General features: G+C 69.1%; 23 protein-coding genes. 11 read left to right on the plus strand and 12 right to left on the minus strand.

Annotated elements, in window-relative coordinates; all coding sequences use genetic code 11:
- Window positions 1-166 precede the first annotated feature (166 nt).
- The 4 genes from ABWI04_RS03065 to ABWI04_RS03080 all read right to left on the minus strand — a co-directional run bounded on the left by ABWI04_RS03065 (window position 167) and on the right by ABWI04_RS03080 (window position 3257).
- Window positions 167-1831, minus strand: coding sequence for a monocarboxylic acid transporter (locus ABWI04_RS03065; protein WP_353831326.1), 1665 nt, complete (start codon window positions 1829-1831; stop codon window positions 167-169).
- Entirely contained in the window at window positions 1828-2115 is a 288-nt protein-coding gene (locus ABWI04_RS03070; RefSeq protein ID WP_353831327.1) for a DUF485 domain-containing protein, read from the minus strand. Before ABWI04_RS03070 ends, ABWI04_RS03065 begins: the two co-directional genes overlap by 4 nt.
- 178 nt (window positions 2116-2293) lie before the next feature.
- Entirely contained in the window at window positions 2294-2578 is a 285-nt protein-coding gene (locus ABWI04_RS03075) for a GlsB/YeaQ/YmgE family stress response membrane protein (RefSeq protein ID WP_345173084.1), read from the minus strand.
- Window positions 2579-2609: 31 nt separating this feature from the next.
- A complete protein-coding gene (locus tag ABWI04_RS03080) occupies window positions 2610-3257 on the minus strand; it encodes a TetR/AcrR family transcriptional regulator (RefSeq protein ID WP_345173082.1) in 648 nt (215 codons plus the stop codon).
- Window positions 3258-3440: 183 nt separating this feature from the next.
- On the opposite strand from ABWI04_RS03080, the gene ABWI04_RS03085 reads away from it, so the two are divergent.
- Complete coding sequence (locus ABWI04_RS03085; protein WP_353831328.1) at window positions 3441-4625, plus strand: FAD-binding oxidoreductase; 1185 nt, start codon at window positions 3441-3443, stop codon at window positions 4623-4625.
- 4 nt (window positions 4626-4629) lie between these two features.
- Here ABWI04_RS03085 and ABWI04_RS03090 read toward each other — a convergent pair whose 3' ends face one another.
- A complete protein-coding gene (locus ABWI04_RS03090; RefSeq protein ID WP_345173079.1) occupies window positions 4630-5928 on the minus strand; it encodes a cytochrome P450 in 1299 nt (432 codons plus the stop codon).
- 179 nt (window positions 5929-6107) lie between these two features.
- Between ABWI04_RS03090 and ABWI04_RS03095 the strand changes: the two genes are divergently transcribed.
- From ABWI04_RS03095 to ABWI04_RS03105, 3 genes are all read left to right on the plus strand, one after another.
- Window positions 6108-6545 carry a peptidase inhibitor family I36 protein gene (locus tag ABWI04_RS03095; protein ID WP_353831329.1) on the plus strand — a complete coding sequence of 146 codons (438 nt, stop codon included), beginning with the start codon at window positions 6108-6110 and terminating at the stop codon, window positions 6543-6545.
- Between the two features lie 119 nt (window positions 6546-6664).
- Entirely contained in the window at window positions 6665-6796 is a 132-nt protein-coding gene (locus ABWI04_RS03100) for a hypothetical protein (RefSeq protein ID WP_345173076.1), read from the plus strand.
- Window positions 6797-7046: 250 nt separating this feature from the next.
- Complete coding sequence (locus ABWI04_RS03105; protein ID WP_353831330.1) at window positions 7047-7403, plus strand: hypothetical protein; 357 nt, start codon at window positions 7047-7049, stop codon at window positions 7401-7403.
- An 85-nt stretch (window positions 7404-7488) separates the two neighbouring features.
- Here ABWI04_RS03105 and ABWI04_RS03110 read toward each other — a convergent pair whose 3' ends face one another.
- The 3 genes from ABWI04_RS03110 to ABWI04_RS03120 form a co-directional block, all read right to left on the minus strand.
- Window positions 7489-8055 (minus strand): GlcG/HbpS family heme-binding protein, encoded by a 567-nt coding sequence (locus ABWI04_RS03110; protein ID WP_353831331.1) that lies wholly within the window; start codon window positions 8053-8055, stop codon window positions 7489-7491.
- Between the two features lie 195 nt (window positions 8056-8250).
- On the minus strand, window positions 8251-9054 hold the full coding sequence (locus ABWI04_RS03115) for a phosphatidate cytidylyltransferase (RefSeq protein WP_353831332.1): 804 nt from the start codon (window positions 9052-9054) through the stop codon (window positions 8251-8253).
- The gene (locus tag ABWI04_RS03120; RefSeq protein ID WP_353831333.1) at window positions 9051-10832 is read right to left on the minus strand and encodes a histidinol-phosphate aminotransferase family protein; all 1782 of its coding nucleotides are present in this window, start codon (window positions 10830-10832) and stop codon (window positions 9051-9053) included. The genes ABWI04_RS03115 and ABWI04_RS03120 overlap by 4 nt, the downstream gene beginning before the upstream one ends.
- Before the next feature lie 176 nt (window positions 10833-11008).
- Between ABWI04_RS03120 and ABWI04_RS03125 the strand changes: the two genes are divergently transcribed.
- A complete protein-coding gene (locus tag ABWI04_RS03125) occupies window positions 11009-11701 on the plus strand; it encodes a hypothetical protein (protein ID WP_345173068.1) in 693 nt (230 codons plus the stop codon).
- A gap of 122 nt (window positions 11702-11823) precedes the next feature.
- On the opposite strand, the gene ABWI04_RS03130 is transcribed toward ABWI04_RS03125, so the two are convergent.
- Both ABWI04_RS03130 and ABWI04_RS03135 read right to left on the minus strand, forming a co-directional pair.
- Complete coding sequence (locus tag ABWI04_RS03130) at window positions 11824-12579, minus strand: hypothetical protein (protein ID WP_353831334.1); 756 nt, start codon at window positions 12577-12579, stop codon at window positions 11824-11826.
- Window positions 12580-12724: 145 nt separating this feature from the next.
- Entirely contained in the window at window positions 12725-13390 is a 666-nt protein-coding gene (locus tag ABWI04_RS03135) for a metallophosphatase domain-containing protein (protein WP_353831335.1), read from the minus strand.
- Between the two features lie 77 nt (window positions 13391-13467).
- Here ABWI04_RS03135 and ABWI04_RS03140 point away from each other — a divergent pair, with 77 nt between their 5' ends.
- On the plus strand, window positions 13468-15213 hold the full coding sequence (locus ABWI04_RS03140) for a hypothetical protein (RefSeq protein ID WP_353831336.1): 1746 nt from the start codon (window positions 13468-13470) through the stop codon (window positions 15211-15213).
- A 128-nt stretch (window positions 15214-15341) separates the two neighbouring features.
- Here the strand turns inward: ABWI04_RS03140 and ABWI04_RS03145 are convergent, their stop codons facing one another.
- Both ABWI04_RS03145 and ABWI04_RS03150 read right to left on the minus strand, forming a co-directional pair.
- Window positions 15342-15914 (minus strand): hypothetical protein, encoded by a 573-nt coding sequence (locus ABWI04_RS03145; protein WP_353831337.1) that lies wholly within the window; start codon window positions 15912-15914, stop codon window positions 15342-15344.
- 1078 nt (window positions 15915-16992) lie between these two features.
- A complete protein-coding gene (locus ABWI04_RS03150; protein ID WP_353831338.1) occupies window positions 16993-17580 on the minus strand; it encodes a hypothetical protein in 588 nt (195 codons plus the stop codon).
- 84 nt (window positions 17581-17664) lie between these two features.
- Between ABWI04_RS03150 and ABWI04_RS03155 the strand changes: the two genes are divergently transcribed.
- The 5 genes from ABWI04_RS03155 (at window position 17665) to ABWI04_RS03175 (ending at window position 21107) form a co-directional block, all read left to right on the plus strand.
- Entirely contained in the window at window positions 17665-17997 is a 333-nt protein-coding gene (locus ABWI04_RS03155) for a hypothetical protein (protein WP_353831339.1), read from the plus strand.
- 26 nt (window positions 17998-18023) lie between these two features.
- Window positions 18024-18248 carry a tyrosine-type recombinase/integrase gene (locus tag ABWI04_RS03160; protein ID WP_353831340.1) on the plus strand — a complete coding sequence of 75 codons (225 nt, stop codon included), beginning with the start codon at window positions 18024-18026 and terminating at the stop codon, window positions 18246-18248.
- Window positions 18249-18251: 3 nt separating this feature from the next.
- Window positions 18252-18401: a hypothetical protein gene (locus ABWI04_RS03165; RefSeq protein ID WP_353831341.1), complete on the plus strand. Its 150-nt coding sequence runs from the start codon at window positions 18252-18254 to the stop codon at window positions 18399-18401.
- 403 nt (window positions 18402-18804) lie between these two features.
- Window positions 18805-19731, plus strand: a complete 927-nt coding sequence (locus ABWI04_RS03170) for a restriction endonuclease (protein ID WP_353831342.1) — start codon at window positions 18805-18807, stop codon at window positions 19729-19731.
- Between the two features lie 335 nt (window positions 19732-20066).
- Complete coding sequence (locus tag ABWI04_RS03175; RefSeq protein WP_353831343.1) at window positions 20067-21107, plus strand: pentapeptide repeat-containing protein; 1041 nt, start codon at window positions 20067-20069, stop codon at window positions 21105-21107.
- Window positions 21108-21478: the final 371 nt, after the last annotated feature.

Consider the following 21478-nt stretch of genomic DNA (forward strand, 5'->3'; position numbering starts at 1 on the left):
CCGCGCTCCACGGCGGGTGACATTCTGCCACGCGAACCGCCCCTGGCCCGGGCACTCGGCACATTAGGGCACGGGCCCGGACAGCGCGGATCTTCCCGGACCAGCCTTCCGTACTCGCGGGTAATCAAACCGGGCACGGCATGCTAACCCGTGCGCGCCGTCCGGGTCACTGTGATCCCGCACCCGTCAGAGCCCTGACCGACAGGTCGTCGTAACGCTCCCGGTCGGCCTTCTCCCGTCCGGCGAAGGTGCCGGCGACCGCGCACGCGAACCCGATCGGGATCGACACGAGCCCCGGGTTCTCCAGCGGGAACAGGTGGAAGTCGACGCCCGCGGGGAACAGCGACAGGCTCTCCCCCGTCACCGGATCGACCTTGCCGGAGACGACGGGAGAGAAGAGGACCAGCACCAGCGACCCGATCAGGCCGCCGTAGATGCCCGCGACGACCCCGGCGGAGTTGAACCGGCGCCAGAACAGCGACAGCACGATCGCCGGGACGTTCGCCGAGGCGGCCATCGCGAACGCCAGCGCCACCAGGAACGCCACGTTCAGGTCGCGGGCGACCACCGCCAGGACGATCGCCAGCGAGCCGACGAGGAACGAGGCGAACCGCGCGACCGCGACCTCCTGCGACTCGCGCGGGCGGCCGAGCATCAGCACCTGGCCGAAGTAGTCGTGGGCCAGCGACGCCGACGACGCCAGCACCAGCCCGGACACGACCGCGAGGATCGTCGCGAACGCCACCGCCCCGATGAACGCCAGCAGGACGTCCCCGCCGGCCCGCCCGCCGACGTGCTGCCCGACGGCCTGCGCGAGCTGCGGCACCGCGGTGTTGCCGGACGGGTCCTGCGCCACGATCGCGGACCGGCCCACCAGGGCCGCGGCGCCGAAGCCGAGCGCGAGCGTCATCAGGTAGAAGACGCCGACGAGGCCGATCGCCCAGGACACCGACGTGCGCGCGGCCCGCCCGTCGGGGACCGCGAAGAACCGCGAGACGACGTGCGGCAGGCCCGCCGTGCCGAGCACGAGGGCGAGCGCGAGGCTGATGAAGTCGAGCTTGTTGACCACGGTCCGGTAGGCGTCGCCCGGGACGTCCCGCCCGTACTGGAGCCCGGGGCGCAGGAACGCCTCGCCCTTCCCGCTCGCGTCGGCGGCCGACCCGAGCATCGCGCCGGCGTCGAACCCGAACCTGCCGAGCACCAGCGCCGTCAGCACCACCGCCCCGGCCATCAGCAGCCCGGTCTTGATGATCTGCACCCAGGTCGTGGCCTTCATGCCGCCGAACGCCACGTAGAGGATCATCAGCGCGCCCACCGCCACGATCGTGACGGTCTTCGCGGTGCCCGCGCCCATCCCGAGGAACCGCTCGCCGCGGTGGATGCCGAGCAGCAGCGACACCAGCGCCCCGGCCCCGACCATCTGCGCGAGCAGGTAGAACACCGAGACGGTCACGGTGGACACGGCGGCGGCCCGCCGCACCGGCGCCTGGCGCCGCACCCGGCGCACCAGCACGTCCCCCATCGTGAACCGGCCCGCGTTGCGGACCAGCTCGACCAGCAGCAGCGCGAGCAGCCACGCCACGAGGAACCCGATCGAGTACAGGAAGCCGTCGTACCCGTTCAGCGCGATGATCCCGGCGATGCCGAGGAACGAGGCCGCCGACATGTAGTCGCCGGCGAGCGCGATCCCGTTCTGCGGGCCGGTGAACGTCCGCCCGCCCGCGTAGAAGTCGTCGGCGCCGCGCGTGGTCGCCCGCGCCCGCACCGTGATGGCCAGCGTGATCAGGACGAACGCCAGGAACAGCCCGAACGTCAGCGCGCGCCCCGTCACCGGAGCTCCCCGGCCAGCGGGTCCAGCCGCCTGCGCGCGTACGCCAGGTAGCCCCAGGTCAGCGCGAACGTCGAGACGAACTGCAGCAGCCCCAGCAGCAGCGCGACGTTGACGTTCCCGGCGACCGTCCGCGCCATGAACCCGCGCGCGAACGCGGCCAGCCCGACGAACACGAGATACCACCCGAGGAACCCGGCCGCGACCACGGCCGCCGCCCGCCGGAACCGCCGCCGCAACAGCAGGAACCTCTCATATCCCGCAACTGGCGCAAGTCCCCCCGCCATCGGTCTCCCCCTGCCCCTTCGTTACTCTCCGCGTCCTTTCGGTCGCCCTATGAGAGCAAAGATTCGCCGACCGCAAGCGCCGTTTGACGAGATCCGCATGACGGCGGCCGGAGACGGCCAAACGACCGCCGTGCTGGAGCGGCGGCCGCGACCGTGCAGGTGAGGAGGGGAACGGCGGTCAGCGTTCGTAGCGGCGATGGCCGCGTCTGGCCCGGAGGCCGGCGACGATCGCGACGCCGACCACCGCCAGGCCGATCTGGAAGACCAGTTCGATCCAGTCGATCCCCTTGGTCGTGGCGACGCCGACCGACTGCGCGATCGCGGTGCCGATGATCGCGGCGACGATGCCGACGAGCACGGTCAGGAGGACGCCGATGGGCTGGCGGCCGGGCAGCAGCAGCCGGCCGAGCGCCCCGATGATCGCGCCGATCACGATCGCGCTGATGATGCCTGTGATGTTCATGTCCTCGCCTGTGCCCGTTCAGGCCCGAACGTCACCTTTTCGGGCCGTCTCCCATGGACCGCAGGTCGTCGAAGGTCAGCGCCGGGCCGCCGAGCTCCCCGGGGCGTCCGGCGCGCAGGCCGTCGACGAGCAGGTCGAGGTGCCGGTGCGCCAGCTCCTCGCCCGTCTCCCGCGGCAGCGGGCCGGGCAGCGGGCGCGACAACCGCACGAGCAGCATGCCGACATCGCCGTGGGTGACGTCCGGACGCAGGTCGCCGTCCTCCTGGGCGGCGGCGACGAGTTCCTTCATGACGGCGACGCCCTCCTCGCGGGTGGCGGCGATCTCCGCGTCGTCGAACGGGATCTGGTCCAGCAGGACGGGGAAGACGGCGCCGATGCGGATGTCCAGCACGCGGTGCATGTAGCGGACGAGGGCGTCGAAGGCGGTCCCCTCCTCGTCCCGCGCGCGCCTGACCTCGTCCCTGGTGCGCTCCAGGGCGTCCAGGGCGACGGCCCTCGTCAGCGTCCGCCGGTCCGGGAAGCGCCGGTAGAGGGTGGCGATGCCGGTGCCCGCGCGCCGCGAGATCTCCTCCAGCGGAGCGCCCGGTCCCTGCTCGACGAACACCTCACGGGCGGCGGCGAGGATCCGGTCGCGGTTGTCCCGCGCGTCGGCCCGCAGCGGCCGTTGCTTCGCACCCATGAACCCAGCGTAGTGGAGGCTCGCCCTCCGAATCTCCTCTAGTCACAGTTAGTGACTATCAAGATCTATGACTATAGCGTCCCCGAGCGGAGGAGCCGAGAAACGGCACTAACCGGAGACATAACCTCCGGCTAGTGCTACGGTGCGAATAAGTGGAGAAGGAACCTCCGGAAGGAAGAGATCATGAATGCCGCCACCCGGACCCCCGCCCGGACTCGCCCCGCCGAGCCGCTGACCGTCGACGCCACCGGCCCCGCGGACGTCCCCGCCGCGGTCCTCGCGTCCCGTGAGCGCGGGCTGCCCCTGACCGTCCAGGCCACCGGGCACGGCACCGTCGTCCCGCCGGACGAGGGGCTGCTGCTGAGGACAGCCCGCATGTCCCGCGTCCTGGTCGACCCGTCCCGCCGCGTCGCCCGCGCCGAGGCCGGGGCTCGCTGGAGCCACGTGATCGCCGCCGCCGCGCCCCTCGGCCTGGCGCCGCTGTCGGGCTCGCACGCCTCCGTCGGCGTCACCGGCTACACCCTCGGCGGCGGCGTCGGGTGGCTGTCCCGCCGTTTCGGCTTCGCCGCCGACCACCTGCTGCGCGCCGAGCTCGTCACCGCCGACGGCCGGCACCTCACCGCCGACGCCGACCACCACCCCGACCTCTTCTGGGCACTGCGCGGCGGCAGCGGCAACTTCGGCGTCGTGACTTCCCTGGAGTTCCGGCTCCACCCCGTCTCGACCGTCTACGCGGGAGTCGCGCTGTTCCCGGCCGAACGGGCCGCCGAGATCCTCACCCAGTTCCGGGACGACGCCGCCACGCGCCCCGACGCGCTCTCCGTCTCAGTGGCGCTGGCCGACCACGCTGACCACGGCCGGGTCGTCGTCCTCCGCGCCGTCTATGCGGGAACCGCTGAAGACGGCGCGCGCGCGTTGCGTTCCCTCCTGAAGGTCGCGGGCCCGCCACTGCATGACAGCTTCCGGACGATGCCCTACGCCGAGACCGAGTCGCTGGGAGGCACTCCGCCCCTGCACTTCCACCTGTACGCCGACCTACCCGACGCACTCATCTCTGCGATCGCCCGCAGCGACGCCTCGGGGATCGAGGTGCGGCACTGGGGCGGCGCCATGGCGTGCCCCGCCCCAGGCACCGGCCCCGTCGGGCACCGGGACGTCCCGTTCTCCCTCACGATCGAGGGCTCCGCCGCGGACGCCGCTCCGCTCGCCGCCTTCGCGACCGGAGGCTCGTTCCTGAACTTCCTGCACGACACGTCCAGGACGGCCACCGCCTACACCCCGGAGGACTTCCGGCGGCTGCGCGAGGTCAAGCGCGCCTACGACCCGCAGAACGTGTTCCACCGCAACCACAACATCCGGCCCGCCTGAGCGGCTACCTCCGCACGACCCGCATCGGAAGGGCCCCCGCGGGACGGAACGTGATCTCCGCCCGGACGGGCACGGTCACACCGGGTACCAGGTCAAGCCGGTGCGTCCGGGCGATGGTGGCGAGCACCAGGGTCGCCTCCAGCATCGCGAAACCGGCGCCCACGCAGATGCGGCGCCCTCCGCCGAACGGCAGATACGCGTACCGGGGATGTGTCTGCTCCCCCATGAACCGCTCCGGCTGGAAGCCCTCCGGATTCGGCCAGACCTCGGCGTTCCGATGAATCAGGTAAGGCGGCACGGCGATCGTCGAGCCTGCCGGCACCTGCACTCCGGCGACGTCGTCGTCTTCGAGGGCGTCACGCTCGATCGTCCAGGCAGGTGGACAGAGCCGCATCACCTCGGACAGGACGGCCTTCGTCCAGGGCATCCGGTCGACGTCCTCAGCCGTCGGTTCTCTGCCGCCCAGAACCTCGTCCACTTCGTCCTCTAGGCGGTCCCTGGCCGCCGGGTACTTCGACAGGAGCATGAACGTCCAGGCAAGCGAAGCCGCCGTGGTCTCGTGACCGGCCAACAACAGGGTGAGAACCTCGTCGCGCAGCTCCGCCTCGCTGAACTGACCGCTCTCCTTGAGCAGATTCAACAGTTCGCCGCCGGACGAGCCCCGCACGACCCGCTGGACCATGCCGTCGAGGTGTTCCAGCGCACCCCCAAGCCCCGGCACCCGCTGATACACGCCGCGCTTTGCGGCCGCCCCGGGCAGGAAGGTGCCGACGACGGCCGCTCTTTGGAGCGCCTCAAGCGCCCGCCCCGTCTTCTCGGCTTCCCCTTCGAGCTCGCTGCCGAACAACGCCCGTCCCACGATGCCCAACGTGAGGCGTCGCAGTTCCCTCGCCGCGTCCAGCGCGACCCCGTCCGGCCACCGTTCGACGGCTTTCGCGGCCGTATCGACCATCTGCGGTGCGAACCCGACGACATGACGCTGCGCGAACACCGGCTGCACCACCCGCCGATGCCGCCGCCACGTCCCGCCTTCGCTGGTCAGGAGACCGTCCCCGAGAACGGCCCGGAGCGGCCGATACGTGAATGCCTTGACGTAGTTATCCTGGTTGGCGACGAGGACCCGTTCGGCATGCTCGGGACGCGACAGAAGGAAGAACGCCCGGTTCCGTCCGAACGGCACCCGCACGGTGTCTCCGTAGCGTCTGGCCAAGGCCCCGTAGGTGTCGAGCGGGTTCCGGGCCATCCGGCCCCACCACCGAACAGCCTCGACCGCCCCCGGCCCCTGCGCACCCCGTCCGTCCATGCCTCAACCGTAGGAACCGTCCCAACCCCCGACAACCCTCCGCTCTATCTCACTATTGGTAGTCGATTGACCACATAAGGCCATCACTGCAAGCTGACGCACTGTCACTCTCCGTGCAACCGTGGTCGCGCGGCGTCACTCAAGCCGCCAACCACACCAGACGAACGGAGAGCCCCCCGATGGCCAATTGGAAAGCGCGCCTCCTGGTGACCACGACCGCCCTGGCCGCCTGCGCCATCGTGACCGGCCCCGCGGTCTCGACCGCGGCCCAGGCCGCCACGGTCAGGACGCGCACCGCCGAGGCGGACCTTCCCCCCGGCGTCGTCAAGCTCGGCGACGCAGAAGGCTGCCCCCCGGTCACCCTCTGCCTCTACCGGGACTACAACCGGCGAGGCCCGGCCTACGGCATCGGCGCCGGCTACAAGGTCGACCTCAAGGACCTGCCCATGGGCGACGACACCGCCGCCAACAACGTCTCCTCGTGGGTCAACAACACCCACGGCCTCGCCGTACTGATCGACGCGGACAACGGCAAGGTCCGTCCGCTGTACCCCGGCCAGCCCCTGGAGGAGCCGCCGTCCGACAACGACACCGTGGACCTGGTCGACTGGGCCTGACGCCCCAGAGGCCGGGCTCCTCCGATCCACTTCCCTTGCGCACTGCCACAAGACCAACACGGTAAGGAACCGACCGTCCGCACTAGGCGCGGGCGGCGACGCAAAGCAAGGAGGACGATGTGGACACGCATGTGCGCAAACGCAGGCTGAAGAAGTGGTGGGTGCTGGAAGTCGGCACCGACAGGGAGATCTCAGGGCCTTACGACACCAAGGAAGAGGCCGAGAAGGCGAGGGACGATGCGAAGAGCTGACCCGCCTTTCTAACTGAACCACCGGCTCCCCGCGCTGTGCGCGGGGAGCCGGCTTGTTTCACGCCATGCCCCGCTCCGGGCCCCCGCCTCCGCGACCAGCGGCTACAGATCGGTCCCCACCGGACGCTTGCGCAGTGGGCGCTCCTCGGGACGGTCAGTACCGCAGGCGTGCTCAGCGCGAACGTATTCCGACAAACCCAATTATCACAGCCGTGCTCAGCGCGGCCCTTCACGCAAAGGAAACCCGATCATGGACAACATCACCGCCATGCTCAAGCGCAACCGCGTCGTCATCGCCGTCGCGGCCTTCGTCACCCTCGTCGTCTTCGTCTCCGGCGACAGGGCCCACTTCATCTTCACCGCTCTGGGGGCCGGCCTGGTCCTCGGCGGCTACAGGATCGTCGTTCGGCTGGCGAAGAACCCCGCCGAGGGAAAGAAGTACCTGGTGGCCGGCTCGGTCGCCCTCACGGCGGTCATCACGACCGCCATCAACAGCGACCTCAGTGTCGACGCCGTGGGCAACATCATCACCGGCATCGGCGGCACCGGCTTCATGCTGCTGATGTTCCTGCTCTTCAAGCACTTCTGGGCCGACGGCTCGAAGTGAAACCCCACCGGGGCTCCCGCCGAGTCCTGGTCCGATTGAAAAACGGCCCCCTCGGGGCCGTTTTCTGCTTTCCCAGGCTTTTCGGTCAGCGGCCGATGGCCGCGAGGACGTCGTTGGCGATGGCCTCGTCGATCCTGCCGTCGGGTGCGCCACCGACGCCGATGCCGGCGATGGGGAAGCCCCGGTACTTGACGGGGACGCCGCCGGGCAGCACCAGGGTGCCGGGGATCTGCTTGATCGTTTCGTTTCCGGTCAGGGCGCTCGTGGGCTGGCCGAACGCCACGGCGGTGTAGGCCTTGCGCTTGGCGGACTCGTACGTCTGCGGGCCCGCCTTGCGGGTGCGGATTACGAGCCGGATGGTGCCGGCCCGTTCCATGATGACCATCGTCACGTGCTGGTTCCCGTGCCGCCGCGCCGAGTGCACCAGGGCCCTGGACGCCCGGACGAGCGCGCTGTCGGACAGGACCCGTTCCGGTGCCGTGGCCTTGCCGTGCCCGTCGTGTCCGCCATGCCCGCCGTGCCCGCCGTGCCCGCCGTAGACGGTGATGGCGGCGGCCGGCGCCGCGGCCGACGCCGTCCCCGTACCTGCGAAGGTCCCGGCCGCGACCGCGCCCAGCGCGATGGCGCCGCCCACGAGATGCCTGATCGACATGTCTCCCCGATTCTGCAACATCCGACTACATAGAGTGATCGTTCAGATATGCACGGTAATGGGGCCGGGGCCCGGGAACAACCCGCTGTGCGCAGAGCGCCGCGCAACACTCGGGAAACGAATCGCCATGGCTCCCCAAAGCCGGGGCACGGGGTGGGGGCGGCCGGTGATGCTCGCTGCACGACCGGCCGGTCGTCAGCCGAGCGCCAGGGCGAACACAAGGGCGAGAAGGAGAGAGTCGAGCCTGTCGAGGAGACCGCCGGCGCCCGCGAGCCACGAGGCGGAGTCCTTGGCCTCGACCCCCCGCTTGACCATCGACTCCAGCAGGTCCCCCAGCGGGGCGCCGACCGCCACCGCGACCGCCCAGGCGGGCGTGAACGCACCGAACACGGCCAGCGTCCCCAGCCCCGCGGCGGTCCCCGCGAGCAGGCCGCTCCAGTGCTTGGACGGCGACAGCCGGGAAAGGGGCGGCCCGCCCAGCGACCGGCCCGCGAAGGAGGCGGTGATGTCGGCGATCGACACCGCGGCGAACAACGCCAGGACCTCCGGTCCGAGCAGGACCACGCCGGCCAGCGGCGCGAACCAGATCACTCCCAGCACCCCGAAGCACAGCCTGGACAGGCCGCCGGCCGCGTCCCCGGCCAGCACCGGCACCAGGGCGACGGCCGCGAGCGTGAGGGCGAGGGCCTGGAGCAGATGGGCGGGCGCCACCCAGGCCGTCACGGGCGCGACGGGCACGGCGACGGCGAGCACCGCGCGGTCCGGCCGCGGGAGGTCGGTCAGGCCGCCGTATTCGATGGCGCACGCCACTCCCGCCGAGGCGGCGAGGACGGCCGCACCGCCGGGACCCACGTCCAGTGCGATGACCACCACGGGCACGCCCACCGCCCAGGCGCACCACCGGAGCATGTACTCGCGCCGTTTGGACAGCACGACCGCGATACCGCCGACGAGCAGCGCTCCGGCGAGGTAAGGGAGCGGACCCGCGACCCCGGTCACGCCATGCCGAGCGGGGCGCGCAGTGCCTCGGCGACGGTGACCGCCACGCGGGCGTTCGCCACGGCGTCCCGTACCGCGATCCGTACCGTCCTGCCCTCGAACGCCGGGGACATCGGCGACAGGTCCCGCAGGAACACCCCCCGCCGCCTGCACCGCTCGACGAGCCGGGACGCGGTGAGCCCGCCCCCGGGCAGCGTGAGCAGGACGAAGTTCGCCACCGACTCGCTGACGGACAGGTTCTCGTCGACCTCGGCGAGCGCCGTGGCGAGCTCGGCGCGCAGCACCGCCGTCTGGGCCCACCGGGAGGCGTAGTACGCCGGATCGCGCAGCGCGTTCACCGCGGCTATCTGGGCGGGCAGGCTCACCGCCCACGGCGGGGTCCAGCGGCGCAGTTCGGCCGCGATCGGCGCAGGCGCGGTGAGATAGGCCGCCCGCAGGCCCGACAGGGCGTACATCTTCGACAGCGACGTGCAGACGACGGCATTACCGGCCTCCGCCGCGTAGGGCTCCAGCGTCTGCCCCGCGCCGACGTAGCCGGCGTACGTCTCGTCGATCCAGAACCGGGTCCCGGCCGGCGCGTCCTCCATCACCTTCCGCAGCCGGGCCGCGTCGGCATGGACCCCGGTCGGGTTGTTGGGGTTGACGATGACCACGAGGTCATAGCGTTTCCGCAGGACGCGGGCGAGACGTTCCGGATCGATCCGCCAGCCCTCCGCGCGGTGCAACGGGAACCGGTCGGCACGGCAGCCGATCACCCGCTCGACGACATGCGCGTACTCACCGTAGGAGGGGTCGATCAGCAGCACCCGGCTGGAGGCGTCCAGCCAGCCGCGGAACGCGCGGAAGATCAGGTCCGAGGAGCCCGCCCCGACGGCGAGGGCGCTCTCGGGCAGGCCCCGCCGGCGCGCGATCTCCTCGACGAGCCCGTCCGCCCGCACCGGCGGGGACGTCCGCGCGATCCAGTCCAGCCCGCGGGTCAGGGCGGCGACCGCGGCGGGAGCCGGCGGGAACCACGCGTCGAGCACGTCGGCGGGGACCACCTCGCCGCTCGCGTCCAGGGTGTCGAAGCCCCGTCCGAGCGCTTCGACGGACGCACCGCCGTGCGCGCACATCTCGTCCCCGGGCAGGAACGGGACCTCCAGGCCCCAGCGCACCGTCCGTCCCAGCTCGCGCAGCAGCGGCCCGTGGCGTCGCAGGGTCCGGTCGGTGAGCTCGGCGACGTCGCCGGTGAGCAGCTGGAACCCGGCGGCACCGGAGCGCACCGCCGTCCCGGTGGACGCGAGCCCGAGCTCCAGGTACATCGGCAACAGCTCGACCCGGCCCAGGGCCACGATGCCCCGGCCCCCGTGCCCCGCCACCCAGCGGAGCGCCGCGTACATCAGCAGCCTGCCGATCATCCCGCCCCGCAGGCCCGGATCCACGGCCAGGATCCGGATCTCGAACAGGCCGTCCTCGCACAGCGCCGGGTGCTCGTCCCTCCGCAGGTGCCTGTCGATCGAGAAGCGGCCCGCCCACGGAGGCGTCACACTGATGAACCCGGCCGGGCGGCCGTGGTGGACCGCCACGATGTAGACGTTGCTCCCGTCGAGGTCGTCGGTGAGCAGCCCGGCGTCGTTGGGGGCGTGCTGGCCGAGTTCCCGCGCGTAGACCTCGTGCCGGAGACGGCCGATCCACTCGACGTCCGCTTCGGACGACATCCGAAGTTCCAGCTCCTCGACGCCGGGCGCGACGAGCGCACCGGCGGCGGACGTTCCCGGAAGTTGCTGATCCGTAGTCATTGACCTCACCTCGGGCGCCACTCTGCCGAGGCCGTCGCGCCACCGCCTGGGTACCCGTACTCAGCCCTCCGGCGCCTCGTACTCAACAGCGCCGGAACCGGTGGTCCCCGCTCGCGGTGCCATCGAGCCGGGGCATCTGATTACATCGGGTCACTTGGACGCGAAGAAGGAGACCTGTGACCGAGGACGCCACCGACAGCCAGGTCTGGGACCCCTACGGCACGCTTCGCCGGGTCCTGTGGGTCGGAGGCGGGCAGTGGGCCGGCAAGTCCACCGTGACCCGGCTGCTGGCCGACCGCTACGGGCTGACCTGCTACAACTACGACTACCACGACGCCCGCGGCCACAACGACCGCCGGATCGCCCGCCGGATCAGGCTCGGCCATCCGCCCGCCGACCCCGACCCCGACGCCACCTGGGTGAACACCACCCCCCAGGACATGGCCGCCGAGACGCTCGCCGGCTTCCCGGTCCGCTTCGAGTGGGCCCTGGACGACCTGCGCGCCCTCGTCTCGGGACGCCCCGTCATCGCCGAAGGCTGGGGACTGCGCCCCGAGCTGGTCGCCCCGGTCCTCGGCTCCCCCCGGCAGATGGTCGTCATGGTGCCCACCGAAGCGTTCCGTGACCGGCAACTGCGCGAACTCCCCCGAGCCGCCGCCTTCGGACCCCGCGTCAGCGACCCCGCGCGGGCCCAACGCAACCGCATCGAACGAGACCGCCTCGTCGCCGACGACGCCGTCCGCTCCGCCCGGCGCCTCGGCATCCGCGTGATCGAAGTCGACGGGACCCGCGACGCCGGCGCCGTCGCCGACATCGTCGCCGACCACTTCCGCCCGTATCTCCCGCCACCGGAGAAACGCGACCCCTGACCGCCGCAGGCGGTCGTCCGCCCCCGGAGAAGCCTGTTCGGCAGAGAGATGTGGCCCCTCCCGAATGCTCGGGAAGGGCCACACTCCTGGGGAGCGACCCCCGTCGAAGGGTCGCCCGTGTCTCAGCCGACCGCCCAGACCTTCAGGCCATCGGCGACGTAGAGGTCCGAGGACCCGGCAGCGGACGTGCGGGCTTGCAGGCCGTGCTCCGAGAAGTCGACCCACAGTTCGGTGTCCGCGCCGGCGCGCCGGCGGAAGGACTCGTCCGCACGCGCCTTGATCAGCGCGTTCCGCACGACCTCCTTCTTGGTGCTCCCCGTGACGCCCATGAGCAGAAGAGGTTCGACCTCCTCGTCGAGACGCGGACGCCTGATCGGCTCGACCGCCGCGACGTTCACCCAGGAGGTCTCGTAGCGGGGACCGTCGGCGTCCTCGTTCTCGTACATCACGCAGTAGAACATCTCCAGCCGCGCGACTTCGCCGACGCAGGCGCGCGCCTTCTTCAGCGCCGTCTGCTCGATCTCCTTCTTGCCGGCCCCTGTGAGGCCGCTGAACGCGAGAACGGTGACCGTCTCCTCGTCCTTGTTCACCTCGGTGAGGATGGTGGGTCCGACCTCCACGACGTCCACGACCGGAATTCCCTGGTCGGGGGCGACCTCAAGGGAGGCCTCCGGGGGGAAGCACCGACGCGCCCTCTCAAGCGCCACCGCTTCCTTCTCCGCCCGGTCGGCTCCGGCGAGGTGCCAGAAACCGAGAGCTGCCAACGTCACGTTGATCTCGGCGATCGCCATATCTTCGTCCTTCACGTGAGTTTTTTGATTGATCTGGGAACGCGTTCCCCTCAGGCTGAACCGTACGGCATCGCGGGTGTCGGTCAAGGTCGTCACGGACGCGGGCCGACCGTGGCATCGGAAAGGGTGCACACGCCAAAACAAAGAGCGGCCACGCGCCGGGCAGAAAAGGCCTCCGTGGCCGCACTTCCGTACCGTTCTCATGCCCGCATAGAGCAGGCCCGGCCGTCGCTCAGCGGGTTCGCGCGGGCGGCACGATCTCGCCCACCGCGCCCGAGGCGTCCAGGCGGACAACGGTGGGGCCGCGCTCGCATTCCCACGTCGTGACGTTGGCGAAAGTCGTCTCCCCGTGGCGCCAGAGCCCACCGTCCTGGTGGATGTGGCCGAACAGGTGCAGCTTGGGGCGAACCTGCCGCACCCGGGCCAGCAGATCCTCACAACCGTGGCGTCCGGGATAGGCGTTCGCGTCACCGATTCCGAGCGGAGGCCCGTGGGTGACCAGGACGTCGACGCCGTCAGGAATCAGAGCCCATTTCTCCGCGAGGGAACGGCCCCGAGGGAGATTGAACGCCCACTGGTTGAACTCCGGCTGCCAGGGACTGCCCCAGAAGGTGACGCCGTTGATCTCCGTTCCGCCGTCCTCCAGATAGCGGATACCGCGATCGGCGAGAACGGCACGGGCCCGTGCGGGGTCGTCCATGAACATCCAGTCGTGGTTTCCCGCGACGACCACCTTCACGCGATGCGGAAGGGCCTGCATCCAGTCCGCGGCGTCCTCGAGTTCTCGCAGGTCCTTGCCGCGCCGGCACAGGTCACCGGCGTGAACGAAGACATCTCCGTCGGGGACGGCGAGCTCGCGATGATAGGTGTGCGTATCGGCGACCGCCACAATCCGCATGAGCCGAGCGTACTGAGCCGCCCCACCGCCCTTGAAGACCACCGCCCGCAGGGGCGGTCCAGGGCTAGAGTGCGCGCGTGGGCTCAGTGATCGGGTTCGACTGGCAGGCGGTGGTCTACCGGGACTTCGACGTCGACCTGGACAAACCCGGCGAGCGCAGCGGCGCGGCACTGGAGGCGCTGCTGGCCGACCTGAACGTGGAGGTCGAATCGCCGTTCATCCTCGGCGACTGGGTCGACAGACTGGGCGCTTCCGCGAACGCGGAGCCGGCCGCGCTGCTGGAGCGGCTCACCCACCCGAACGTTCAGATCCGCCGGATCCTGGCCGTCGTGCTCACCTACCTGGACATGCCCGACGATGCGGTTTCCCGCATCCGCGCCAGGAGCGAGAGCGACCCGGACGCCCCGACCAGGCTCGGGCTGCTGCTCGCCCTAGGCCGGTACCCCCTGGCCCACGACCACCTGCGCCGCCGGCTGGATCGCGAGCCGTCCGACGCGCTGGGCGCCGCGCTCGGCCTGCTGCTGCACAGCCCCGAGACGGTGGACGACGCGGTCCTCGACGCGCTCACCCACTGCGACGGCGAGGCCGGATCGGCCCTGGCCGAACTGGCCTGGGGCGACCCCGAATGGGTCGGCCTCCCGCCGGGCGGCCCCGTCGACGCCGTCGTCAGCTGGCTTCACCCCCCGCCCGAGCTGCACTCACGCTGGCTGGCCCGGATGCTGGCGCGCTTGAGGACCGGCCCAGCGAACCCAGCGGCCACCCACCTCCTGGTCGCCTCCGCGGACCGCCTGTTCCCCCGGTTCCCCGAACACGCCCCCGCCGTCGCGTCCCTGCTCCGGCACCCAGACCCCGCGGTACGGCGAGCGGCCGTGGCCACGAACCACCTGCCGTCCCACCCCGCATACGCCGATGCCCTCGCGGCCTGTCTGAGCGACCCCGAGTTGTCGGAGATGGCCCTCGTCGCACTGACCCAGCGCGGTGACCCTCGATGCGTGCCCGCGCTTCAGCGCCTGATCGCCCACGCCCCCCTGGATCTCCAGCTACAGCACCGGTTCCGTGCGGCATCGGCGCTGGCCGAGCATCTCTGGCCGCAGGTCCGAGCCCGGCTCGCCAGCTCCTCCGCCTTCGAGACCAAGGCCCTGCTGTCGTGGATCAGGGAATGGCCCGATGGAGAAGAGGCCGTCGCCGAGGTCACCGCCGTCCTCGAAGGACTGATCCCGCGGCTCGGCGTCCCCGCCCCCGACAGCGGTGACCTGGAGACCGCCGCCGCGTGCTGCATGTTCCTGCGCAGATGGGGCCTGGCCGACGAACAGGCACTGACCGTCCTCCGGCGGGTCGCGTCGGGCCCGGACCCAGAGACCGGCCTCGCCGCCATCCGCGCCCTCATGGGCCTCGGCGAACCGGCTGACGAAGAGGTCGTCGGCCTGCTGCTGCACGTCCTGGAGCGCCGCCACCAGTTCGACCGCAAGGCCGGACGCCACGGCTGGCGCTTCGACACCAACGCCTGCGACTGGCTCGGCGAACTCGGCCCCCGGGCCCGCGCGGCCGTCCCGGCCCTGCGCGCCGTCCGCGACGACCCCACCGAACCCGCCCGCGCGGCCGCGGCCTTCGCCCTCTGGCACACCACCCGCGACGCCGACGAGGCACTCCCCGTCCTGATCGAACAGATTCCCGTCGACCCGGCGCGCACGCTGTACGACCTGAGCCTGATGGGCGAAGCGGCCCGCCCTGCCCTCCCCATCCTCCGCGACTACGCCGAAGGCGAGGGAGACGTGGCAAAACACGCCCGCCAGGCCCTGAGACGCATCGCTCCCGAGGCGTGATGAACCGGTGCGCCCGGGCGCTGGATTCTCGATAGCGGAAACAGCAAGGGCCCGGCGATGCCGGGCCCTGCTTGTTAGGGAGGCACCAGCCAGCGCTGGAACCCCTTGATGTGCAGGTGGCGGATGGATCACTCCTTGCGGAAGGTCACCTTCCCGCCCTCTTCGCGTACGTCCAGGGCGTCCTCCTGCCACTGACCGGAGACCTCGACATCACCGCCCCCCGTGCTGATCACGAGCTCGGTGGGGTTGTCCGCCCGAACACTGGCGTTCCCGCCATGGGTGTACAGGTGGACCTTGCCGGCAGCCCTGCCCACGACGATCGGGCCGGACGAGGTGAGGGAACCGAAGGTGAGTTCCCCGATCGTGATGCCCTTCCGACCGTCCAGGTGTACCCAGTCCGAAGGGCCGGAAACGGTGATGGCACCTCCGCTGGTCGCCTCCATCTGACGGACGCTGAGCGGCAGGCCGACGGTGACGGTCTCGATCCGCGACAGGCTGCGCCGATGACGGCCCTCCACGGTGTCGAAATGGGGACCGGAGAACAGGAAGGCGCCGTCGGGCACCCTCTTGAGTCCGCGTCCGCGGTAGTCGAGGACGACCTCGATCTCTTCTCGGTCTTCCACGACGATGACCACGTCGGCGGCTCCGCCGTTGATGACGATGGCCCTGTGGGTGTGGAGCATGGTGATACGACGCTGCATGTCGAATCTCCTAAGTGAGGTGTTTGGGTTGCTTCACGCGTCGATGTACGAGCGCTAAGAACAACCGTCCCGGAAATGCCCCCGCCCGCCAGCCACAGACATCACCCTGCGAAAAGCCCTCGACACTGAGCGCTGGTAGCGCAAGCGACACCTAGGCCTCAGTCGGCAAAACGCACAGCGCCGACGCTGAGCGCCTTCAACAGGTCAGAGGGGTTACGGTGACTTCGGACAACAGCGGGCGGTCCGGCACATATTCGGCAGACTCACCATCCCCCGACGTGCCGCAGGGCCTTTCCGGGCGTTCACCAGATCGTGCCTGCTGATCAGCGCCATGTGCGCTCGGGCATCCGCCAGCACCGCAGCGAGCCTTGCCAACGAACGGTCGACCGCTACGGGGGCCTCAAGCAGGGGCGGACAGACGGTATCCGTCTACCTCAAAGCGGCTGGCGAGCAAGAGTCGGCCGGAAGGGCCAGCCGTTTGATCGGCACGGCCGGACGGCCGCGGGCGGCGCGGCGGGCCGGCACCCACGCCAGACGGCCGTAATGCCTCCAGGAGCGGGCGACCTTGGCGGCGTCGGACATCTGTTCACAAGAGACTGGCCGCCCAAGATCGCCACGCGAACCCAGGCAATCCGTGTGCACTTGGTGGTGGCTGCCAGCAGTTCTGTCGCGGTACTTCTCGCCTGATCACGGCGTCCGCCGGCCTCCGAGCCCGTGTTCGAGAAGGTTCTCGTTGGAGGTGTTCGACGGGCCTTGGGCTTGGCGGACGGCGGGCCGGTCGCCACGTGGCAGGTGCCCGTGGCTCGACGAGTTGAGGCTGCCGCCATCCCTCGGTGCCTCCGCCTTGCACAACCTGTAAGCCCGTAAGACCTCCCGAAGAACGTTGCTCTTCCCTGCACAGGATCCCCGGAAGCCGCTCACAACATGTCGCGATACGAGCCAGTACCTTCACCCGCGCACGCCCTATGGCGTCGCGGATGAGGAGGGGCTCGCACGAGACGGAAGGGCGAGGCGGATCGTTGGGATCCGCCCCGCCCTCGACTGGCGTCCCGGCGCCGTCAGTGGCGCAGGAAGGAGTTCATCGGCCAGGACCGAGCCGCGAGTCCCGGTCGGGCCAGTGACCGTACCCCCGTGCTCCGACGAACAGGTAGCCGGAGACCGAGGTGTCGTTCAGCGGGCCATTCCCGCCGATGCCGGTCTTGGTGAGATCCCCGTCGACCGTTTCCATCAGCCGCCGGAAACTCTCCAGCGCGGTTTCCTCGGAGCTGGAGAGACGGACCACGGCCGCGAGCTCGGAAGCGACCGGCCGGTAGATGGTCTTGCTGGAGACTGCCGGCTCGACCTTGTCGATCGCGAGGGTCAGCATGGTCTTCTCGATCGCCATGGACTGGGGATCGGCTTCGGAACTGCCGGGGCAGCCGGGTGCCCGGAGGAGATGGACGTCGACCCAGATGACGGCGTAGACGTCTTCCGACTCCTTCTGGGTTTCCAGGGCCCGCGTCAGGGCCTCGCCGCCCGGCAGGTCGGCCAGCATCTTCGCGGCCTGCGCGCAGGCGTCGGCATAGGTCGGCGGCCGGCCGTCGGTCTCTCCGAGACCGCAGCCGCTCGCGAGCAGTGCCAGCAGCGCCAGAAGCACCGCGATGGCCCCGCGTCGTTTGGTAGACACGTTGGGTCCTCCGAATTTTCTTTGCGGACCGCTCTTCCTGGCGGTCGTTCTCAGAAGACCGTCGCTGGCCGGCACCGATCGGCAATGCACCGCCCGAGCGGCTTGCCGGTCAAGCGGGGGAGCCGACCGGGGGAGGTCCGCGAGGCAGTCGATACGGGCACGGTGCCGGACGACCGGATCACAATGAAGGCGTCCCTTGAACGCTGGGTGTCGGTGAACCCACCGGGCACTCTGGCAAAGTCCACGGAAGACGACTACGCCGACATGGTCCGTCTGCACCTGGTGCCGACGTTGGGCTGCAAGAAGCTCACGGTGGCCAAGGTCGATCGGCTCTGGAACAGCGAGAGGCCAGATACGCCGCAAACTCCGGAAGAGAACAGCGGCCGCAAGACGCGCATCGTGTGCTCAGCGAGCTGAAGACGGCCAAGTCACGGCGGACTCTCGTGTTCACGCCAGAGATCGTGAGCAAGCTCCGCACGCTGCACACCGACCAGGCGGAGGTACGGCTCGCGCTCGGCGAAGCCTGGCAGGATCACGAGCTGATCTTCCCGTCCGAGGTGGGCACCCCCACCGCCCCAGACAACTTCTCGCACACGTTCTCCAAGCTGGCCCAGCGGGCGGGCCTCGGTCACCGGCATCCGCATGAGCTGCGGCACTCGGGGACCTAGCTGATGCTGGCGCAAGGCACGCCGCTACACGTGGTCTCAGAGATCCTCGGGCACGCAGGCATCGCCATCACAAAAGACACCTACGGTCACCAGATCGTGGACGACAAGCGCGCGACAGCCAAAGCCATGAGCAGCGCACTGTTCGGCGGCTGATTCCCGTGGCTCCCACGGCGGCTCCCACGGCGGCTCCCACGGTGCCGCAAAAGCCCCCTTCCAGCGCTGGGAAGGGGGCTTTGAGCTGGGAGCCGGCGAGGGGACTTGAACCCCTAACCTTCTGTTTACAAGAGACTGGCCGCACCAAGATCGCCACTCGCACCGCAGGTAGACCCGTGTGCGCCTGGTCGCCGGTGCCAGCAGTCGTAAGCCTCTGTTGCGGTACTTCCGTGCTGTACAGCAGCCGCATGCTCCCGCCACCCTTCTCAGGGTGGTAGGTGACGATTGCGGCAACTTCCGCCCGGTTACTCGGCCCAGGCTTGAAGATAGAAACGGCCTACCTGATCGAGAGGGCTCGACCTTGTCGATCCTCGCCACCTCGTCCGTACTGACAAGGAGAGTCGTGCCAATCCCCGACTTCCAGACCTTGATGCGGCCTGTACTGGAACTGCATGCCGACGACGAGGACCACGAGTCTGCCGCGATCGTTGCGGCGATGGCCGACCACTTCACCCTGAGTGCGGACGAGCGTGCAGAGATGCTGCCATCGGGTGGGCAGAAGCTGTTCAACAACCGGATCGCCTGGTCCATCACCCACATGGCACAAGCGGGGCTGCTGGAGCGGCCTCGCCGGGGTGTCACCCGGATCACCACTCGTGGCCAGAAGGCCACGGCGGAGAACCCGGACCGGGTGGACATGAAGGTCTTGAACCAGTTCGCCGAGTACCGCGAGTTCCGTGCCCGACGCAGCAAGCCCAGCAAGCCGGTCAACGAGCAGGCCGATGACGCGGATCTGCCGCAGGCGGATGCGTCCCCCTTGGAACTGATCCCGCAGCTGGTATCTGAGGCTCACACCGCTCTAGCCGACGAACTTGTTGAGCGACTCCGCCAGGCACCTCCGGAGTTCTTGGAGCACTGTGTCCTAAAGTTGCTGACCCGCATGGGATATGGCGGCCCTGAAGGCGATGTGCGTCATCTCGGCGGCCCTGGCGATGAGGGCATGGATGGCCTGATCCGCCAAGACCCCCTTGGCCTGGACGTTGTCTACGTCCAGGCCAAGCGGTACGCCTCCGACCGGACCGTCCACCGCCCTGACGTCCAAGCGTTCGCCGGCGCACTCCAAGGGGCCCAAGCTGCCCGAGGCATCTTCATCGCCACCACCCGCTTCTCACCAGGGGCCATCGACTTCGCCGAGAAGGTCCCCTCGCGGATCATCTTGATCGACGGCCGACGACTCGGCGAACTCATGGTCACCTATGACTGCGGCGTCCAAGAAGCCCAGACCGTCACGATCAAGAAGATCGACGAAGACTTCTTCACCACCGAATGACATCCTGAACCCATGAGATGCCGCAGCCCCCGACGGATTTACGTTCCGCCGCTAAGCACCGTCTGACCTGCAAACTCTTCACCCTCGGCCGCCACTTCGGCACACATTTGGCATACTGCTGTGTGAAACTTCCTGAAGCCGTGGCCACGAGCAGGCTTGACCGCGGTCAGTGCCGATGAACTGCCGCTGGTTTCTGTGTGTCTCATGAGCGGCCAGTTGGACGCGAAGGATGAGTGAGAGCGACGATGTTGCATCGGCTTCGCCGGGGAGCGGTGACGATCCTGGCATGGTCGCGAAGGCCCTCCGCTGGGCGGCCACTGAAGGCCGGGCCTTGGATGGTGGCGACGCTAATTACGGCGGTAGCGGCAATATGGATTACGACTGCGTGGCTTCTGAGTGCGGTCGATGACGCCACGGTCAGCACCGACCGGGCCCGAGTCAGGGTCGAGGCGGTACGCACAGGGCTAGCAGCTGGCGCCGGCTCAGGTGCGGCGGTCGGCCTGCTCCTGGCGTTCCGTCGTCAGGCACATCAGGAACATGACACGGCCGAACGGCGCATCACCGAGCTTTATAGCACCGCCGCTGATCAACTCGGATCCGAAAAAGCCCCGGTGCGGCTAACAGCGCTGTACACGCTGGAGCGGTTGGCTAATGACAATCCGCGCCAACAGCAGACGATCGTGAACATTATTTGTGCCTATCTCCGTATGCCCTACGCTGTGCCGTACAAATACCCGGCAGCTTACAGCAATGATGCAAATCCCGAGACGTCCCGGCGCAATATATTGCGCTACCGCGCGATGCGCATGGGCCACCCAACTCCGCTCGAAGTACCCAATAACGAACCGCACGAGGAGTACCAGGTACGGGCCATCGCTCAGGGCATTCTGAGCGCTCACCTCCGTCCGGGCACGGGTGAGGTGTTTTGGCCTGATATATCATTGGACCTGATGGGCGCAACTCTAACAAACGGACTCGACCTGACTGGCTGCAGTATCCATAGCGCCAACTTCAGGAGGGCAACCTTTATTCATGGCGCCTCGTGCGATTATATCAAAATCGCCGGTGCAGCTTATTTCGAAAATGCAATATTTGCCGGACCGGCAAATTTCAAGAAGGCAACCTTTGGCGATGTTGCCTATTTTCGCAAGGCCACATTCAAGAGTCGATCCCTCTTTCGCAGAACATTTTTCACAGGCCACATTAACTTTGACGCCTTGAAGGGAGGAGGCGACCTTCTCCTAGAGAACGCCAAGGTCGCAATTACCGATATGGAGCAGCCCCATGTGCCTCCAGCAGGGTGGCGAATCGAAACGATCGATGGTGGCTCTGGCCGCTTCGTGCGCAGTCCGACATCCGCGTCCGCTGGCGCGTGATACCTGCGGTCCGCAGATTGGTTCCTCTCTCTGACCCGATGGCGGTTAGGGAAAGTCTGTGGCGATAATCGTCGCCCCCTTAGCGCTCATTCTGAGCCGCCGCCACACCTTCCCTGGCGTACTTTACCGCGCTAGGCGCATTGCGTCGTGAATAAAAACTCGCACTTAGGTCTTCTGTTTACAAGCGAGATCAGCGACGCCCAGGCATGTCCCCCCGTGCCCGCTGACCAGCGCTGCAAGCTCCCGGCCGTCCACAGCCGTCCAAGATCATCCGACTCCGTTGTTAGCACCACCGTTAGCACCCACACCCGCCCCGGAGGGTGCGCCCGCGCGAACGACGAGACGGTGTGACAGACAGTTTCGCGCGGGCG

Origin of the sequence: Actinomadura sp. NPDC000929 (assembly GCF_040492065.1) — a bacterium.
Classification (GTDB): Bacteria; Actinomycetota; Actinomycetes; order Streptosporangiales; family Streptosporangiaceae; genus Spirillospora; species Spirillospora verrucosospora.

Excerpts from the sequence above, each read along its gene's own strand:
- ABWI04_RS03105 (WP_353831330.1), top strand. The coding sequence starts at position 7,047 with ATGGACAACATCACCGCCATGCTCAAGCGCAACCGCGTCGTCATCGCC.
- ABWI04_RS03120 (WP_353831333.1), bottom strand. The coding sequence starts at position 10,832 with ATGACTACGGATCAGCAACTTCCGGGAACGTCCGCCGCCGGTGCGCTC.
- ABWI04_RS03080 (WP_345173082.1), bottom strand. The coding sequence starts at position 3,257 with ATGGGTGCGAAGCAACGGCCGCTGCGGGCCGACGCGCGGGACAACCGC.
- ABWI04_RS03165 (WP_353831341.1), top strand. The coding sequence starts at position 18,252 with ATGCTGGCGCAAGGCACGCCGCTACACGTGGTCTCAGAGATCCTCGGG.
- ABWI04_RS03175 (WP_353831343.1), top strand. The coding sequence starts at position 20,067 with ATGGTGGCGACGCTAATTACGGCGGTAGCGGCAATATGGATTACGACT.
- ABWI04_RS03085 (WP_353831328.1), top strand. The coding sequence starts at position 3,441 with ATGAATGCCGCCACCCGGACCCCCGCCCGGACTCGCCCCGCCGAGCCG.
- ABWI04_RS03155 (WP_353831339.1), top strand. The coding sequence starts at position 17,665 with ATGCACCGCCCGAGCGGCTTGCCGGTCAAGCGGGGGAGCCGACCGGGG.
- ABWI04_RS03070 (WP_353831327.1), bottom strand. The coding sequence starts at position 2,115 with ATGGCGGGGGGACTTGCGCCAGTTGCGGGATATGAGAGGTTCCTGCTG.
- ABWI04_RS03090 (WP_345173079.1), bottom strand. The coding sequence starts at position 5,928 with ATGGACGGACGGGGTGCGCAGGGGCCGGGGGCGGTCGAGGCTGTTCGG.
- ABWI04_RS03145 (WP_353831337.1), bottom strand. The coding sequence starts at position 15,914 with ATGCAGCGTCGTATCACCATGCTCCACACCCACAGGGCCATCGTCATC.
- ABWI04_RS03135 (WP_353831335.1), bottom strand. The coding sequence starts at position 13,390 with ATGCGGATTGTGGCGGTCGCCGATACGCACACCTATCATCGCGAGCTC.
- ABWI04_RS03075 (WP_345173084.1), bottom strand. The coding sequence starts at position 2,578 with ATGAACATCACAGGCATCATCAGCGCGATCGTGATCGGCGCGATCATC.
- ABWI04_RS03110 (WP_353831331.1), bottom strand. The coding sequence starts at position 8,055 with ATGTCGATCAGGCATCTCGTGGGCGGCGCCATCGCGCTGGGCGCGGTC.
- ABWI04_RS03095 (WP_353831329.1), top strand. The coding sequence starts at position 6,108 with ATGGCCAATTGGAAAGCGCGCCTCCTGGTGACCACGACCGCCCTGGCC.